This window comes from Mordavella massiliensis, from assembly GCF_016901695.1.
Taxonomy (GTDB): Bacteria; Bacillota; Clostridia; order Lachnospirales; family Lachnospiraceae; genus Claveliimonas; species Claveliimonas massiliensis_A.
In genome coordinates this window covers 84084-100173 of record NZ_JACJKS010000001.1, presented here as the reverse complement: position 1 = coordinate 100173, position 16090 = coordinate 84084, and the positions used below count along the sequence as shown (strand labels likewise).

At 55.6% G+C, this 16090-nt stretch carries 18 protein-coding genes and 1 tRNA gene; 15 read left to right on the top strand and 4 right to left on the bottom strand.

Annotation, left to right across the window (positions count from 1 at the left end):
• The first annotated feature begins 16 nt into the window (after positions 1 to 16).
• The gene (locus H6A20_RS00550; RefSeq protein WP_204905206.1) at positions 17 to 901 is read left to right on the top strand and encodes a carbohydrate ABC transporter permease; all 885 of its coding nucleotides are present in this window, start codon (positions 17 to 19) and stop codon (positions 899 to 901) included.
• Positions 902 to 992: 91 nt separating this feature from the next.
• On the opposite strand, the gene H6A20_RS00545 is transcribed toward H6A20_RS00550, so the two are convergent.
• Complete coding sequence (locus tag H6A20_RS00545) at positions 993 to 2453, bottom strand: sulfatase family protein (protein WP_204905205.1); 1461 nt, start codon at positions 2451 to 2453, stop codon at positions 993 to 995.
• Positions 2454 to 2615: 162 nt separating this feature from the next.
• Between H6A20_RS00545 and H6A20_RS00540 the strand changes: the two genes are divergently transcribed.
• The 5 genes from H6A20_RS00540 (at position 2616) to H6A20_RS00520 (ending at position 5821) form a co-directional block, all read left to right on the top strand.
• Complete coding sequence (locus H6A20_RS00540) at positions 2616 to 3752, top strand: DUF3810 domain-containing protein (protein ID WP_338106521.1); 1137 nt, start codon at positions 2616 to 2618, stop codon at positions 3750 to 3752.
• A 12-nt stretch (positions 3753 to 3764) separates the two neighbouring features.
• On the top strand, positions 3765 to 4520 hold the full coding sequence (gene prdD / locus H6A20_RS00535; protein WP_204905204.1) for a proline reductase cluster protein PrdD: 756 nt from the start codon (positions 3765 to 3767) through the stop codon (positions 4518 to 4520).
• Positions 4521 to 4535: 15 nt separating this feature from the next.
• A complete protein-coding gene (locus H6A20_RS00530) occupies positions 4536 to 5030 on the top strand; it encodes a glycine/sarcosine/betaine reductase component B subunit (protein ID WP_204905203.1) in 495 nt (164 codons plus the stop codon).
• A gap of 301 nt (positions 5031 to 5331) precedes the next feature.
• Positions 5332 to 5622, top strand: a complete 291-nt coding sequence (locus tag H6A20_RS00525) for a hypothetical protein (RefSeq protein WP_204905202.1) — start codon at positions 5332 to 5334, stop codon at positions 5620 to 5622.
• 127 nt (positions 5623 to 5749) lie between these two features.
• Positions 5750 to 5821 (top strand) — tRNA-Glu (locus H6A20_RS00520).
• Positions 5822 to 5970: 149 nt separating this feature from the next.
• On the opposite strand, the gene H6A20_RS00515 is transcribed toward H6A20_RS00520, so the two are convergent.
• Positions 5971 to 7347: an MATE family efflux transporter gene (locus tag H6A20_RS00515; protein ID WP_204905201.1), complete on the bottom strand. Its 1377-nt coding sequence runs from the start codon at positions 7345 to 7347 to the stop codon at positions 5971 to 5973.
• 162 nt (positions 7348 to 7509) lie between these two features.
• Here H6A20_RS00515 and H6A20_RS00510 point away from each other — a divergent pair, with 162 nt between their 5' ends.
• The 5 genes from H6A20_RS00510 to H6A20_RS00490 all read left to right on the top strand — a co-directional run bounded on the left by H6A20_RS00510 (position 7510) and on the right by H6A20_RS00490 (position 12807).
• Positions 7510 to 8364 (top strand): PocR ligand-binding domain-containing protein, encoded by an 855-nt coding sequence (locus tag H6A20_RS00510; RefSeq protein ID WP_204905200.1) that lies wholly within the window; start codon positions 7510 to 7512, stop codon positions 8362 to 8364.
• On the top strand, positions 8352 to 9707 hold the full coding sequence (locus H6A20_RS00505; RefSeq protein WP_204905199.1) for an MATE family efflux transporter: 1356 nt from the start codon (positions 8352 to 8354) through the stop codon (positions 9705 to 9707). The genes H6A20_RS00510 and H6A20_RS00505 overlap by 13 nt, the downstream gene beginning before the upstream one ends.
• Positions 9708 to 9837: 130 nt before the next feature.
• Positions 9838 to 11115, top strand: a complete 1278-nt coding sequence (locus tag H6A20_RS00500) for a sugar ABC transporter substrate-binding protein (protein ID WP_204905198.1) — start codon at positions 9838 to 9840, stop codon at positions 11113 to 11115.
• Positions 11102 to 11971 carry a carbohydrate ABC transporter permease gene (locus H6A20_RS00495; RefSeq protein ID WP_338106519.1) on the top strand — a complete coding sequence of 290 codons (870 nt, stop codon included), beginning with the start codon at positions 11102 to 11104 and terminating at the stop codon, positions 11969 to 11971. The genes H6A20_RS00500 and H6A20_RS00495 overlap by 14 nt, the downstream gene beginning before the upstream one ends.
• Complete coding sequence (locus tag H6A20_RS00490; RefSeq protein WP_243426068.1) at positions 11968 to 12807, top strand: carbohydrate ABC transporter permease; 840 nt, start codon at positions 11968 to 11970, stop codon at positions 12805 to 12807. The genes H6A20_RS00495 and H6A20_RS00490 overlap by 4 nt, the downstream gene beginning before the upstream one ends.
• Positions 12808 to 12809: 2 nt before the next feature.
• On the opposite strand, the gene bilS is transcribed toward H6A20_RS00490, so the two are convergent.
• Together bilS and H6A20_RS00480 are read right to left on the bottom strand one after the other, a co-directional pair.
• Complete coding sequence (gene bilS, locus H6A20_RS00485; RefSeq protein WP_204905197.1) at positions 12810 to 13334, bottom strand: flavodoxin family protein BilS; 525 nt, start codon at positions 13332 to 13334, stop codon at positions 12810 to 12812.
• A 44-nt stretch (positions 13335 to 13378) separates the two neighbouring features.
• On the bottom strand, positions 13379 to 13774 hold the full coding sequence (locus H6A20_RS00480; protein ID WP_204905196.1) for a zinc ribbon domain-containing protein: 396 nt from the start codon (positions 13772 to 13774) through the stop codon (positions 13379 to 13381).
• A gap of 168 nt (positions 13775 to 13942) precedes the next feature.
• Between H6A20_RS00480 and srtB the strand changes: the two genes are divergently transcribed.
• From srtB to H6A20_RS00460, 4 genes are all read left to right on the top strand, one after another.
• The gene (srtB, locus tag H6A20_RS00475; RefSeq protein WP_243426067.1) at positions 13943 to 14977 is read left to right on the top strand and encodes a class B sortase; all 1035 of its coding nucleotides are present in this window, start codon (positions 13943 to 13945) and stop codon (positions 14975 to 14977) included.
• Positions 14974 to 15165, top strand: coding sequence for a DUF951 domain-containing protein (locus tag H6A20_RS00470; protein ID WP_204905195.1), 192 nt, complete (start codon positions 14974 to 14976; stop codon positions 15163 to 15165). The genes srtB and H6A20_RS00470 overlap by 4 nt, the downstream gene beginning before the upstream one ends.
• A gap of 129 nt (positions 15166 to 15294) precedes the next feature.
• Positions 15295 to 15582, top strand: a complete 288-nt coding sequence (rpsF, locus tag H6A20_RS00465; RefSeq protein ID WP_204905194.1) for a 30S ribosomal protein S6 — start codon at positions 15295 to 15297, stop codon at positions 15580 to 15582.
• An 18-nt stretch (positions 15583 to 15600) separates the two neighbouring features.
• Entirely contained in the window at positions 15601 to 16044 is a 444-nt protein-coding gene (locus tag H6A20_RS00460) for a single-stranded DNA-binding protein (protein WP_204905193.1), read from the top strand.
• Positions 16045 to 16090: the final 46 nt, after the last annotated feature.

The window sequence follows — 16090 nt, the reverse complement described above, 5'->3', positions numbered from 1 at the left end:
AAAGGGGGATGGCTTTATGTTTGGAAAAAAGAAAGATAAAGAAAAAAAGGTCAGAGAGCCGTTTAACCCCCGCAAGGAAGCGAAACTCCTGCCCGGTTACATCATCGTGGCGATCTGGGTGTTCTTCACGATCTTCCTGCTGCTGTGGATCCTGGCAGCCAGCTTTTCCACAGCTCCCGAGATCATGAAGGGCGAGGTGTTTAAGTTTGCAACAGGACTGCACCCGGATAACTACATCCGGGCATGGCAGGCGAACAGCATCTCGACGTTCTTCCTGAACTCCCTGCTGTACGCAGTGGTGACCATGGTGGGCGCTGTCATCATCAGCGCGCCGGCGGCCTACGTGCTGTCCAGGTTCACCTTCCTTGGCAATAAGCCGATCCGTTCCGGATTCCTGATTGCCATGAGTATCCCGCAGATCATGATCGTGCTGCCGCTGATGTCCATCGCGATCCAGCTTGACATCAACGGTTCCAGAGGACTTCTGATGTTCCTGTACATCGGAATGCAGATCCCCTACACGACCACCTTCCTGATGACGTTCTTCCAGAACCTGTCAAGGACTTACGAGGAGGCGGCCGCCATCGACGGCTGCACGCCGATGATGACATTCTGGCGGATCATGTTCCCGCTGGCACAGCCGGGCATCATCACGGTCGGGATCTTCATCTTCATGAACATCTGGAATGAGTACTTCATTTCCCTGATCTTCGCATCGTCCTCAGACATCATGCCTGTAGGACCCGGACTGAAGAGCGTGCTGACATCCATGCAGTACACAGGAGACTGGGGCGGACTGTTCGCAGCCGTTGTCATCGTCTTCCTGCCGACGCTGCTTCTGTACATCTTCCTGTCCGAGAAGATCATCTCCGGTGTTACCGGCGGTGGTATCAAGGGCTAAGAGTGCATCCGGCCTGAGGCTGTATATAAGAAAGACAGGAGCGCTGCTTCGCTATCGTGATCCGATAGTGAGGCAGCGCTCCTCTTTTGCTTTATTCTCCCTTTACAGGCTTTGGCATGGGCCCGTATTTCTCAGCCAGATGTGCCCGGCTCCCGGCCCGGCAGTACTGGCCGGTGCCGGTGACGCCCTCCTTGCGTCCGTCCAGGTCCGGGTCCGAGTAGCGGAGGAACCACTCCTCCATCTGGCGGCGCATGGCTACGATCCGCTCCTCCTGGGACGGATCCCCGAAGAGGTTCTCTGTCTCGTCCGGGTCGGCGCTTATGTGGTACAGCTCATTCGGTCCGTAGGGATAGCGGAGCACCAGTTTCCACTCCCTGTCCCGGATCATGCGCACCGGGCCGTACTCATCAAACACGACGACCGGCCGGCTGTCCGCCAGATCCGGCTCCCACAGCCAGCGCCGGAAACTGCGGCCCGGGAGGGCCTGGCGCGTGTGCACCGGAAGGCCGCACAGATCGCAGAGGGTGGGCAGGATGTCGTAGTGGCTGAACAGTTCGCTGCACACGGCGCCCTGCGCAAAGTGCCCGGGCCAGGAGGCGATGAAAGGCACTTTGACGGAACTGTCGTACATGTTCTGGGGGAAGGTGCCGTTGCCCTTGCCCCAGATGCCGTGCTGCCCCAGGTTCATGCCGTTGTCCGAGGTGAAGATGACAATGGTGTCCTCCGTGAGCCCCAGCTCTTCCAGCCGGTCGAGGAGCCGGCCGATCTGGTGGTCCATGGCGGTGATGGCGGCGTAGTAGCCCCGCAGCAGTTCCTTTCTGCGCTCTCCCTGCCCGTGGGGGCAGGTGAAGACCTGCCAGGGATGGTAGGGAAGATCCGGCGTGGCGGTGAAGCCGCAGTCCCGGTAGAGATCCAGGAATTCCTTCTTGTGGTCCGTCTCCTCCCACGGGCTGTGGGGGGCGGTAAAGTGCACGCTCAGATAGAATGGGTCCTCCTGTCCGGCGAAGGCCTCCAGGCGCTCCAGCGCGTTGCCGGCGATGAGGTCTGTGATATAGCCCTCTTCAGCGGCAAACCGGCCGTCCCGGATCACGTCCGGATCGAAGTACCGGACGCCCCCGCCGCCGATGGTGTACCAGTCTGTGAAGCCGTGCTGGGGCGTCATGCTGTCCCCCATATGCCACTTGCCCGACAGGGCGCAGCGCCAGCCGTTGTCAGCCAGGATATCGGTGTAGGCCGTCAGGTGGTCTGTGTACTGGATCGGGATTGTCTCGTGCGGAAGATAGGATTTCATTTCTTCCGAAAGACAATTGTGGTCAAGACTGCCGCCGTCCAGCCAGTCCAGGATGCCGTGGCAGGACGGCATGGTTCCGGTCAGGATGGAGGCCCGGGCCGGGGAGCACACCGGGGAGGCGCAGAAGAAGCTGTCGAACTTTACGCCCCGCGCGGCGAGCCGGTCCAGGTTCGGGGTGCAGATATCCGTGTTCCCGGCGTTGCGCATCGCCCAGTGTCCCATGTCGTCCGCGAGTAAAAAGAGAATGTTTGGTCGTTTCATAAGATGGATCCTTTCCTGTGTCAAAGTTAAACTGTCTCCCGGTTATTATACTATGGAACCACAGGAAAATCGAGCAAAAAGCGCGTTCTGTATTTGCGGCGGGGGCAGGCGGGGTGTATAATCCTTTATAAGGAAACAAAAAAGATTTACGGGGAGACGTACGTGAGAACAAAAGAGGAAAAAGTCCGGGAGATCCGGACCGGAAAGAAGACGGTATACACGGATGCATGCCGGCGCGCCGCCGCGGGTACTGTTCTTTTTGCGGCCGCCTTCCTCCTTCTTTTTGCCGCCTCTTTGGCAGACGGGTTTGCCCAGTGGTATACGACCCGCGTGTACGCCTTTTTTGTGAAGACGCTGGGCCGTTTTTTCGGGATCTTTGCCTTCTCGGCGTCGGAGCTGCTTCTCTATGTATGCGCCGTCTGCCTGCTGTGGCAGATCGTGAAGGCTGTGTACGGCTGCACAGCCGGGCGGAAGCCGGGCCAGGCGCTGGCCGCCTTTTTCTCCGGCCTGTTCCTGGCGGCGGCCATCCTCTTCTTCCTGTATGCGGCGTTCTGCGGCGTGAACTATCACCGGACCTCCTTTGCCCGGGAGAGCGGCCTTGAATGGGAGGGGGCTACGGTGGAGGAGCTGCGTGAGGTGTGCGGGCATCTCACCTCGGAAGTCAATCTGGCCGGCGCCCAGGTGCACCGGGATGAGGGAGGCGTGATGAGGCTTGCGGAGGATGTGTCCTCCCAGTCGGTGCGGGCGATGGAGAAGGCGGCCCTTCAGTACGACTGCCTGCAGGGGTACTACCCCCAGCCGAACGAGCTGGCATTTTCCTGGATCCTGTCCGTCCAGAAGCTGACGGGGATCTACTCGCCTTTCACCATCGAGGCCAACTACAACGGGGATATGACGCCCTACAACATACCTTTTTCCGCCTGCCATGAGCTGGCCCACCTGCGGGGGTTCATGCAGGAGGAGGAGGCCAATTTCATCGCCTTTCTCGCCGGGACCGGCGCGGACAGCCCGGAGCTCAGCTACAGCAGCTATCTGCTGGGGTGGATCAACTGCACCAACGCCCTCTTCCAGGTGGATGAGGAGGCATACCGGGAGCTGTACGGGGAACTGTCGGAGGGGGTAAAGGCGGATCTTGCCGCAAACAGCGCCTTCTGGGAGAGGTATGACGGCGCGGTGGCGGAAGTGTCAGACCGGATCAACGACACCTACCTGAAGGCGAACGGCCAGGCGGACGGCGTGGCCAGCTATGACCGGATGGTGGAACTGATCCTTACATATTACAGACAGCAGGAAGAGTAGGAGGGATATCTTATGGATGTTGGAACAAGACTGACTGTGCGGGCCTATCATGTCCGGTCCGTGGAGTACGGGAAAGAGAACCGGGTCTGCGTGGACGGTTCTCTGACCGTGTGCCCGGATGTCGCGGCGCAGCTCATGGAGAGGGAGCCCCTGATCCGGGAGATCCGGATCCGCATCATCCGGCCGGATGAGCATGAGCAGCACACGAATACGGTGATGGATGTGATCCCCCTCTCCACCAAGGTGCTGGGGAAGGTGGGGGACGGCATCACCCACACGCTCACCGGCGTCTATGTGATCCTCACCGGCGTGGATGAGTGCGGCAGGCAGGTGTGCAACTTCGGCGCCAGCGACGGGATCCTGAAAGACAAGATCTGCTGGGGCAGGCCGGGCACGCCGCTGGAGAGCGACACGCTGATCTCCTTTGACGTGGTCCTTAAGGAGGGAACCTGGGCGGACCGCCCGGGCCCGGAGGCGATCCACCGCGCCTGCGATGCGTTCTGCCAGATCTTTCGGGAGCAGATGAAGAAATTCAACGGCTACAAGTGCACGGAGAAGCACGTGTTCCAGGAGACGTACGAGCCGGGCCGCAAGGATGTGGTGATCGTAAAGGAAGTCTCCGGCCAGGGGGCGGTGTACGATACGAGGCTGTTCGGCAGCGAGCCCTGCGGGTACGAGGGCGGCAGATCCGTCATCGACATGGGCTGGATGCCCCTGCTCGTGACGCCCAATGAATTCAGGGACGGCATCATGCATGCCATGGATTAGGAAGGAGCTGGTATCATGGGAATCGGGACAAGTATGAAGGAGACGACGCTCCACTATTACCGGGATCCGCTTGTGGAGGTGCTGTCAGCGGACAGCGATGTGAACCTGCGGGGGATCCTGATCGTGGGGTCGCCGGATAAGAATGAGGATAAATACTTAAGCGCGGAGCGGGTCGGCGTCTCCCTGGAGTGCATGCGGGTGGACGGCGCGGTCTTCTCCTGCAACGGAATCGGCAACAACCATGTGGACTATGCCCACGCCATTGAGGAGACGGAGAAGCGGGGTGTTCCCACAGCGGTTTTAAGCCAGTGCCCGGCCAAAGACTTTGTGGTACAGAACAACCACCTGGACGGCGTGGTGTGCTACTATAAGTCGCTGGACCGCATGGAACAGCCGGGGGACGAGACGAAGGTGCTGGCCGAGAACACGGTGACAGAGATGGACGCCCGCCGGGCGCTTGCGCTCCTGAAGCTGAAGATGCGCAGATGGGAGGAAGCAGGAAAAAAGTAAAAAGCAAAATAAAATATCTATTGCAGTTCAAAGTGAATTATGTTATTCTAAATATGCCGGGGCGGCACATCTGCCGCCTGGCATACATATCAAGCGCGCTGCTGAATCTATGCGGCGGCATCTGTCTATTCGGAGCCTGATTTCCAGGCATGACCCGAGTGTTGCACAACTGAACAGAGCAGGAAATGCGGGCCGTGCCTCCGATATCCGGACCGGATATACAGTCATGCAGTCATGCCCCATTCCTGCACAGCTTTACAGGAAAGGAGAAGACTGTGGCAATGGGGAGGAGTTCGAGGACATGGTAGGCAGAAGTGAATATATAGAAGAAGCCTACAGGGAATTGGAGAGGATGAGCGCAGACGAGAGAGCCAGGCTGGAGTATGAGGCCCGGCAGAAGGCGATCCGGGACCACGAGGCCATCATGAGCAGCGCCTGGAACAGGGGGCTGCAGGAGGGAAGAGAGCAGGGCGTTGCACAGGGCCGGTTGTCCATAGTCCGCCGGATGCTGGAGGGAGGCGCCAGCCCGGAAGAGATCATGCGCCTCGCCGGTGTCACGGAGGAGGAAGTGGAAAAGGCCCGCAACTTGTAGGCCTGGCCGGGGCTGAGGTATATGAAAGATCCGGAGTTGAAACACAAAAACACCTTGTATTTTATAACGGAGTGTGATACGATATCACTCGGCCAGCGCTCAGAAGCTGGCCGGGTACAGAATATCCGGCTCCGTGGTCAAGAGGTTAAGACATCGCCCTTTCACGGCGGTAACACGGGTTCGATTCCCGTCGGAGTCACTTTGGAGTCATTTCACGCAGGGTGATGTGACATAAAAAAGAGAAATGTGATCAGCATTTCTCTTTTTTTGTACTGGCGACGAGCCAAAGTCCGGGCTTGCCCGAAATCTTGGCGACCGCTTACAATTTATGCAGTTGTCGGCTGTATATTACGGTTCCGTGCACACCTTTGCCGCGCGGCCGGCTCCGGTCAGATGCGTCTTCGTCCAGCTTCCGCGCATGTAGCAGATGGCGCCTGCCGATGCCACCAGGATCCAGGTGACGCCCTCGGCAAGCCAGATCCCCCACTGCCCGATAAAGGGGACCGCTGTGAGAAGGAAAGCGCAGCCCATACGTCCCACGACTTCCAGGACGCCGCTTATCAGGGCGAAGCTTGCGTTCCCCGCGCCGTTGAGCGTCCCGCGGAACACGTAGAGGGCGCCCCAGAAGAGGAAGAACAGGCTGATAAGCTTCAGCGCCCGGGCGCCGGTCTCAATGACCTGCAGATCCGTGACAAACCAGCTCATGAACAGGCGGCCGCACACATACATGACCAGGATCATGGCGAAGGAAAAACATGCGGTGATGCGCAGGCAGCACCTTGTCCCGGCCCGCACCCGGTCCGTGTTCCCGGCGCCCAGGTTCTGGGCGGTGTAGTTGGACAGGGCGGTGTTGGCCGCGATGTAGATCTGGTTGACCAGGTTCTCGATGCGGTTCGTGGCAGTGAAGACAGCCACGATCATGGCGCCGAAGGAGTTGATGACTGTCTGCAGCATGACGCAGGAGAAGGCGATCATGGCGTTCTGCAGGGCCAGAGGGAGTCCGATGTGCATCATCCGCCGCATAAGGCCGGTATCGGGGCGGAATTCTTCCTTCCGTATATGGAAATACGGGTTTGCCTTCAGGGAGAAGGCAAGGCAGGCGCAGGCGGAGGCAAACTGCGCGATGGCAGTCGCCAGCGCAGCGCCGGTCACACCCATGTGAAAGACCGTGACAAAGAGAAGGTCGAGCCCCACATTGAGAAGGGCTGCCAGGGCCAGGAAGATCAGCGGCGTCCGGCTGTCCCCCAGAGCCCGCAGGATGGAGGAGATACCGTTGTAGAAGGCAACGGCTATGATGCCGGCGCTTGTGATCTGAAAGTAGGCGGCAGCGTCCTGCATGATCTCTGACGGCGTCCCCAGGATGGTGAGGATAGGCCTGGCGAAAACGACGCCGGTCAGAGTCAGCAGACAGGAAGCCGCCAGCAGGATGTACACAGAGTTTGCGATCCCCCTGCGCACGGACCTGCCGTCACCTGCGCCGAAATGCTGGGATATCACGATCCCGATCCCGGCTGATAACCCCAAAAAAAGAGAAAACAGCAAATAGATCACGGAGGAGCAGGCGCCGATAGACGCAAGGGCGTCCGCCCCGACAAATTTTCCTACGATAATAGAGTCCGCCATTGTGTAAAACTGCTGGAAGATGCTTCCGATCAAAAGCGGCACGGAGAAAGACAAAAGCAGTCTGAGAGGAGAGCCTTTTGTCATATCCTGCATAAAATTCATAACAGATCATATCCTTTCCGGTATTGTCGTGTTTTGTGAGTGTATGGATAGATTCCGTATCATATCTTATCTGGCATAAATGGAAAAAACAATGTATAATGAGTTCATAATTAGCACGATCGGACACACATGACAGAAACTGCAATACAGGAGAGAAAGACGATGAAAGACGAGATAGAACTGGGAGAAATCTTAAAACAGCTGTACGCCATATCGGGGATCCTGATCGACGTCTACGACCTGGAAGGCCGGTCCGTCGCCCGGTATCCCGAGAAAGGGGCAGCCTTCTGCAGCCTGGTCAGCCGGAACGCGGAGGGATGCAGAAGGTGCGAGCGGGACAATAAGGAGGCCTTTGCCACAGTGAGAAAGGAGCACTGCGTCCATATCTACCGGTGCCATATGGGCCTCTACGAGGCGGCCATGCCCCTCTACCACTACGGGCGGCTGGCCGGCTACATGATGACGGGGCAGATGCTGGAAGACCGGCCGGGGGCCGCCAGGGAAGTGGAGAGGGAAGCCCGGCGGCTGGGGCTGGGAACTGCGGAGGAGATCCGGCAGGCCGTGGGGGAGCTTGTGCGCATCAACCTTGCTGAGATCGAGACCTTTCTCACACTGTGCCGCGTCTGCGCAGATTATATCGCCAACCATCACCAGTTCCCGGTGGCGGCGTCCGGCACGGCCCGGGAGGTGGTCCGCTACCTGGAGGAGCATTACAGGGAGGAGATCACGCTGGACGGCCTGTGCAGGTGGTCCGGCTACAGCCGGACAAGGTTGAACCAGCTCTTCCGGGACTATACAGGCACGTCCGTCGGGCGCTATCTGACAGGCATCCGGCTTAGGAACGCCTGCAAAAGCCTCAGGGGAACCGGGCAGTCTATCTACTCGGTCGCGATGGAGAACGGCTTTTCCAGCCAGAACTACTTTTCCCGGCAGTTCAAGAAATATATCGGATGCACGCCGGGAGAGTACAGGAACAGACAGAAGAAGGAAGACGGGCAGGATACATGGGACAGGTAAAGACAGAAAAAACATTTTACAGGAATTTCTTTTCGATCTATATCGTGCTGGTGCTCCAGAATGTGGTGACCATCAGCGTGAACCTGGCGGACAATGTAATGCTGGGCGGCTACAGTGAGACGGCGCTCTCCGGCGTGGCGGCGGTGAACCAGATCCAGTTCGTCTACCAGCAGCTTCTGACGGCGCTGGGCGACGGGCTGGTGATCTTCTGCAGCCAGTACTGGGGGAAACGGCAGACGCAGCCGATGCGCAGGATCTCGGCGGCCGCCATGCAGGCCGGGCTTCTGATCGCGGTCCTCCTCTTCGCGGCAGTCAGCCTCTTCCCGGAGCAGGCGGTGGGCCTTTTCACGACAGAGACGGCCATCATCCGGGAGGGCGCGTCCTATCTGCGGATCGTGCGGTTCACCTACTTCTTCTTCGCGGTGACCACCATCCTTCTTGCCACGCTGCGCAGCGTGGAGACGGTAAAGATCGCCTTCGCCCTCTCGGTCATGGCTTTCTTTGTGAACTGCTGCATCAACTATGTTCTGATCTACGGGAAATTCGGAGCCCCGGAAATGGGGGCGGAAGGGGCGGCCATCGGAACGCTGGCTGCCAGGATCCTGGAGTGCGCTGTCCTTTTGTGCTACATTGCCAGGAAAGAAGACAGGCTCCATCTGAAACTGAAAGAATATCTGCATGTGGACCGGGTCCTTGCGGCGGACTACTTCCGCGTGTGCCTGCCCATGCTGGTGGTGCAGGGGCTGTGGGGGCTTAACACGGCGCTGCAGACCGTGATCCTCGGGCATATGACGGCCGCCGCCATCGCGGCCAACAGCGCGGCGTCCACCCTCTTCCTGCTGGTGAAATCCACAGCGGTGGGGGCGGCCTCCACCGCGTCGGTGCTCATCGGGAAGACGATCGGCACGGGAAATATCCCGCTTGTGAAACACTATTCCCGCGTGATGCAGCGGATGTTCGTCGTGATCGGGCTCGCCTCCGGCCTGCTGCTCTTCCTGATCCGGATCCCGGTCATGTCCCTCTATGATCTGTCGCCGGAGGCGATGGATATGATGGACACATTCCTTGTCATCCTGAGCGTGGTCTGCGTGGGCATGTCCTACCAGATGCCGACCAACAACGGGATCATCCGGGGCGGCGGGAACGCCATGTTCGTGGTCAGGATGGATCTTGTCAGCATCTGGATGATCGTCATCCCCCTGTCCTTTGTCATGGCGTTTGTAGTCAAGGCGTCGCCGGCGGTGGTGGTGTGCTGCCTCAATGCGGACCAGATCTTCAAGTGCGTGCCGGCCTTTCTGGAGTCCCACTACGGGAACTGGATCCGGAAGCTTACGAGAGAGTAAACCCGCAGGACATATTGATGAAAACGATAAGTGGGATCATACATGTGAAAAAACGATTAGACGCCCAATTCCCTGCTTGCTATACTTTCTTTGATACCAGAGAAAAAGGTATGTTAGGAGGTATACAATTATGAAAAAGAAACTGGTGAGCATGCTGCTCTGTGCTGCTATGGCAGCGACACTGACAGCAGGATGCGGCTCGGACAGCAGCAGTGAAAGCGGAGAGAAAAGCTCTTCTTCCGGTGAAAGTAAGGAAATCACTTTTATGGCGCCTGACTGGGCAAACCCGGGAGATGAGCTGCTGGCAGAATTCACGGAGGAGACAGGTATCTCTGTCATTTTTAATGAGGTGAGCTGGGATGATATCCGGGATAAGGTGTCTATTGCGGCCAGCGGCGGAGAGGCAGCAGCTGACGTGATCGAGGTAGACTGGTCATGGGTAGGAGAGATGAACAGCGCGGGATGGCTGGAGCCTATCGAGATGACAGATGAGGACAAGGAGGACATGCCTACGCTTGAGACCTTTACCATTGACGGAGAAATTCTTGCTGTGCCCTATGCAAACGATTATCGGATAGCTTACTATAACAAGAATCATTTTGAACAGGCGGGAATCACTGAGGTACCTGAAACATGGGATGAGGTGTATGATGCCCTGACAAAGATAAAAGAGGCAGGGATTGTGGAATATCCATATACAATGCCGATGAACGCGGATGAGTCTGCCACCACTTCCATGATGTGGATGGCCTTCTCAAGGAGTGGACAGGTCTTTAATGATGACGATACCCTGAACGAGGAAGCGGTCATGGATGCCCTGACATTCGAGAACCAGCTTGTTCAGGATGGATTTGTGGATCCAGCATCGATTTCTTTCAATGGCATGGATTGCTACCGCAAGATCACATCGGGCGAGGCCAGCTTTATGGTAGGTCCTACCAAGTTTGTGGGTATCAGCAATGATCCTGAGCAGTGCTCAGAGATTGGAAACATTGTTCCTATCCTTCTTCCGGGAACAGCCGGAACATCTCCGCAGACAATGGCTCTTCCGGAAGCAGTTGGAATCACATCCTTCTCAGAAAACAAAGAAGCAGCCCAGGAGTTCGTTAAATGGTACAGCTCAGCAGATGTCCAGAAGAGAATGTACGCAGTCAACAGTTCCATTCCGACAAGAAACTCAGTCTTGGCAGAAATGGTAGAAGATGGCACATTTGAAAATGCAGGGGCCATGCTGGACGAGGCAGACCTGATCAAGTCTGTTTTTCCCAATGGCGTTCCTTCCTACTATTCTGAGATGAGCAACACTATGTACAATAACATTAATCAGATGGTTCTCGGAGAGCAGACTCCCCAGGAGGCATTTGATGCGATGAATGCGAAAGTGAATGAATTAATTGAAAAGAAGTAAGATATTACCTTATGCATTACTGGCGCCCATTATTCTTATAATGGGCGTGTTGGTGTTTTATCCGACGATCATGACATTTTCATATAGCTTAAAGGAGATGAAGCTGACCAGCCCGGAAGATACGGATTTTGTCGGGTTATCCAACTATGCGGATGTCCTTACATCTGATTCTTTTCAGTACAGTCTGCAGAACACGCTGTTTCTCTTGGCTGTAGTTGTTGTCCTGACCACAGTCCTTGGCTTTGGAGTGGCACTTCTGCTCAACGTGGATACAAAAATATCGGGACTTCTGATGGCGCTGGCCATCCTTCCATGGGCGTTGCCGCCCATTGTAAACGGTATTATATGGCGCTTTATCTTTCATCCGGGATACGGCTTTATGAACAAGCTTCTGATCGGGCTGCATATCACAGATGAGCCTGTTATGTGGCTGACGGACCGATGGCTTTTGCTTTTGATCGTAGCCATTGTGGTGGCCTGGAGGAGTATTCCATTTTGTGCCATTGTCTGCCTGTCGGGGCTCCATGCGATTCCGGAGGAGCTTTATGAGGCGGCCCGAATAGACGGCGGGAACCGGATAGCTGTGTTCCGCTATATAACGGCTCCTCTCATGATGCCATTTATTGGTATCGGGATCACATCTGCATCGATTACAGCCATCAATATCTTTGATGAGATCGTGGCCCTTGCGGGGTATAAAGATTTGGGGAAGAATCTTCTCATAGAGAGCTACCTCACTACTTTTTCCTTCTTGGATTTCGGCAGGGGAAGTGCTCTGACATATGTGATCATGCTTATGGCGGCGGTGCTTGGGATTTTCTATCTCAAGAGCCTGAATCGGGAGGTGGAATTTTGAAAAAGAAAATCTCGCCCCTCTATTGGGTGGCAGTTCTCCTGTTTCTCGTGCTTACGGTGGGGCCCTTTGTGTGGGCCTTTTCTATCTCGGTCACACCGGAGTATGAGATGTTTAAAAATACTATGAATATGTTTCCGAAGGAGATTACGTGGGATAATTATCTTGCCCTGTTTGACTCGGTCAGTCAGCAGCATATCAGGCTGTTCAGAGGGCTTGAAAATTCTCTGAAGGCAGTGGCATGCACGCTTGTCATAGGGATACCGGTGGCTGCGATCACGGCTTATACGCTGAGCAGAATGGAGTTTAAGGGGAAGAAAATCATTAAAAATGCCATACTGATCACAATGGTCATCCCGGTGTTTGCCACGATTATTCCCCTTTACAGGATGTTTTCGGCAATGCAGATGCTTAACAGTACGTTCTGGCTGAGCATGGTGTATGCCAGCTCTTTTCTCCCTATGAGTATCTGGCTGATGGATAATTACTTTTCAACAGTCCCCAGAGAACTGGAAGAAGCCGCCCTTGTGGACGGCTGTGGACGGCTGCGGATCTTTTTCCGGATCATACTTCCGGTGTCCTATCCTATCATATGTGCAAGTATGCTGATCATGTTTTTGAGCGCCTGGAGTCAGTTCCAGATTCCGCTGATCCTGGCCTCTAATATTGATACCAAGCCAGTGTCGATCGTGGCATCAGAATTTATGACGAAGGATACGGTGCTCTATGGGATTACCGCTGCTGCAGGGATGCTGATCATCCTGCCCCCTGCCGTAGCAGCCCTTGTTTTCCGAAAGCTTCTTGTGAGAGGGATGACAGGGGGCTCCATAAAGGGATAGCATCAGACCTGTTCACGGGCACGGGAAACGCACGACAGTGCAAACTCCTGTGCCCTTTTCAGATCCTCGCGGTCAGGGTGGGTCATCGCATGGTCAAAGTTTCGGATAAAGCCGTCCACCTGCGCCGTGTTTTCCGCGGTGCGCATGTTCTCGTATTTCTGGCGGACCTGCATGGGCATCTTTCCCTGGCAGAGGCAGCAGCCCAGATACCGGCAGCTGCTGTTGATCCAGGCGCTGACATTTTTTTCGATAAGCTTGTAGTACTCCGGTGAGCTGCCCATGCCGCAGGTGCCAAAAAGGGCAATGCTGCAGCCCTCCAGGGAGCTGATGAAATCACTTACCTCTATACAGCAGGAGCCTCTGTGCACGCAGAAGCCGATAAAATAGGTGGCTGCCTTCGGGATGGGATTTCCTCCGTTGATATCGACCAGGTCCCGGGAGCCCTCGGGCAGGGCTGAGAAGATGGCGGCCGCCACGCCTTTTGTATTTCCGGACTGGCTGTTATATAAAACTAAATAATCCAACATATATGGTTTCCTTTCTCTTTCTTATCCACATTGATATCTTGATATCAGCTCTTTTTGATAAAGCGCGTCTGACACTTGGGGCAGCGTATCTCGATCCGTCCCTTTCCCCTGGGGACGCGGATTTTCTGATGGCAGGTGGGGCACTTGTATATATGATGCGTTTTCCTTTGGGCCATCAGGCTTTTCTGGCTGTTGAACCAGGTGCGGATGCCCCTTGTCTTTTTCAGATAGGCCTGGTTCTCGGCAGAGCGCCTGTAAATGTTCCTGGAAAACAGCCGGAAGTATGTGTAGATGATCAGAGCCCAGGCAAGGAGCGACAGGATGGCGCTCTCAAATAAACCGGACAGGACCATCACGATAAGAGCGGCGATCAGGGTCGCCTTTCCAAAAGAGTCAAAGCCGTAGCGCCCGGCCATAAATCGTATCAGTTTTTCTTTCATTTTCTCATCCTCCTATCTGCAATCATACTCCCGATGCCGGCAAAGTCAATAAACTGGAAATTAAAAATATATAAAATATATAGAAGCGCATCTTTTGATGTGGTATACTAGGAAAGAACAGGCATCGTGCAATAAGACGTGTGTTTATGGAGAAAAGGAGTTAAGACATTGAGCGAAAAGAAGCATTACCATAGAGGGAGAAGGCGCTCTTCCGGCCCGGCCGGGAGCCGCGGCAGCAGCCGGGACAGCAGCCGGGAAAGGGCTGCGCGTCAGGTGGAGAAACGGCCGGAAGAAGATTGGGAGAACGATTGGATCGATCTGGAGGAAGATGAGGATCTGCGAACACCGGACCAGGTGAAGGCTAAAGGGAAGAGAAGAGCTGGTTCCGGAGGCAAGGCGGCCGCCGGGAAAAAGAAAGGGAAAACTCCCGGAAAGAGCGAGAAAAAGAGCGGCGGGAAGGGGCGCATTGTCAGCAATATCATCCTGGTCCTGGCGGTCCTTGTGTTCTGCGTGTCCGCATTCCAGTTTTTCCGCATCCTTTCGGGCTACCATGAGGGAAGAAAAGAGTACGACGAGGTGAAGGCGCTGGCGGTCACGGAGGAGGGCGAAGGAGACGGGGAAAAGGCCCGCTTCTCGGTAGATTTTGACACCCTCAAAGGGATCAACCCGGACACGGTGGGGTGGATCCGCTTTGACCCGGAGCCGGCGCAGATCAGCTACCCCCTTGTGCAGACCACGGACAACAGCACCTATCTGAACAAGACGTTCTCGGCCAGCGAGAACACCGTGGGGGCCATTTTCGTAAATACATACAACAACCCGGATTTCAACGACAGGAACACGATCATATACGGCCACCGGATGAATGACAACTCCATGTTCCACGATCTGGCCAAATATGAGGAGAGATCCTTCTGGGAGTCCAACCCGTACTTCTATATCTATACGCCGGACGGGCGGGAGATCACCTATCACATCTATGCGGCCGGCCAGGTGACGGAGACGTCGGACACCTATCTGACGGAGTTCGCAGACGACGCGGCCTACCAGGCGTTCCTCGACTACACGAAGCAGGCCTCGGCCTACGACACGGGCGTGGAGGTGACGATGGCGGACACGGTGGTGACCCTGTCCACCTGCACCAAAGCCAGCGACGAGCACAGGATGGTCGTTGTCGGCGTAAAGGAGAAGGAGGAGAAATGACACCGTACACGTATGAAGTGGGAGATATCGTAAAACTGAAAAAAAAGCATCCCTGCGGGAGCTTCGAGTGGGAGATCCTCCGCGTCGGGGCGGATTTCAGGCTCAAGTGCCTGGGCTGCGGACACCAGATCATGATCGCGAGAAAACTGGTGGAGAAAAACACGAAGGATTTGCGAAAAAAGGCTTGAAATAGCTTGACCTCTATGCTATCATATTAACTCGTGATATATTAGTATCCGACCGGAGCCGATCCGGAAGGGTATCCTTGCTCCCGGCATGGACCGGGGGCCAAAAGACCAAAAGGAGGTGCAAGCTACATGAACAAGTACGAATTAGCTGTTGTAGTCAATGCAAAAATCGAAGACGACGAGAGAGCACAGGTCATCGAGAAGATCAAAGAGATGATCGCACGCTTCGGCGGCAATGTGACAGACGTTGACGAATGGGGTAAGAAGAGACTGGCTTACGAGATTCAGAAAATGCGCGAAGCATACTATTACTTCATCCACTTCGAGTCTGATGCTACAGTTCCAGGCGAGATCGAGCAGAGAGTCCGCATCATGGACAACGTACTCAGATATTTATGCGTGAAACAAGAGGCATAGAAGAAGAGAGGTAAAAGAATGAATAAAGTAATTTTGATGGGACGTTTGACGAGAGACCCGGAAGTGAGATATTCACAGGGGGACAATCCGCTGGCGATCGCCAGATTTACCCTGGCTGTCGACCGCAGGTTCAGACGCGACGGAGAGCAGACGGCAGACTTTATTTCCTGCGTTGCTTTCGGAAAGCAGGCCGAGCATGCGGAGAGATATTACAGACAGGGCATCAAGATCGTTGTGAGCGGACGGATCCAGACGGGCAGCTACACCAACAGGGACGGCGTGAAGGTATATACGACAGAGGTTGTAGTGGAAGAACAGGAATTCGCTGAGAGCAAAGCGGCCAGCGACGCTCATACAGGAGGCGGCTTCCAGTCAGCTCCCCAACCGGCACCGGCCGCTCCGGCAGGTGACGGCTTCATGAATATTCCGGACGGAATAGATGAAGAATTACCGTTTAACTAGAGCAGAACACTTTTGTGATATGTAAGTGTAGAAAGGAGAGACCACC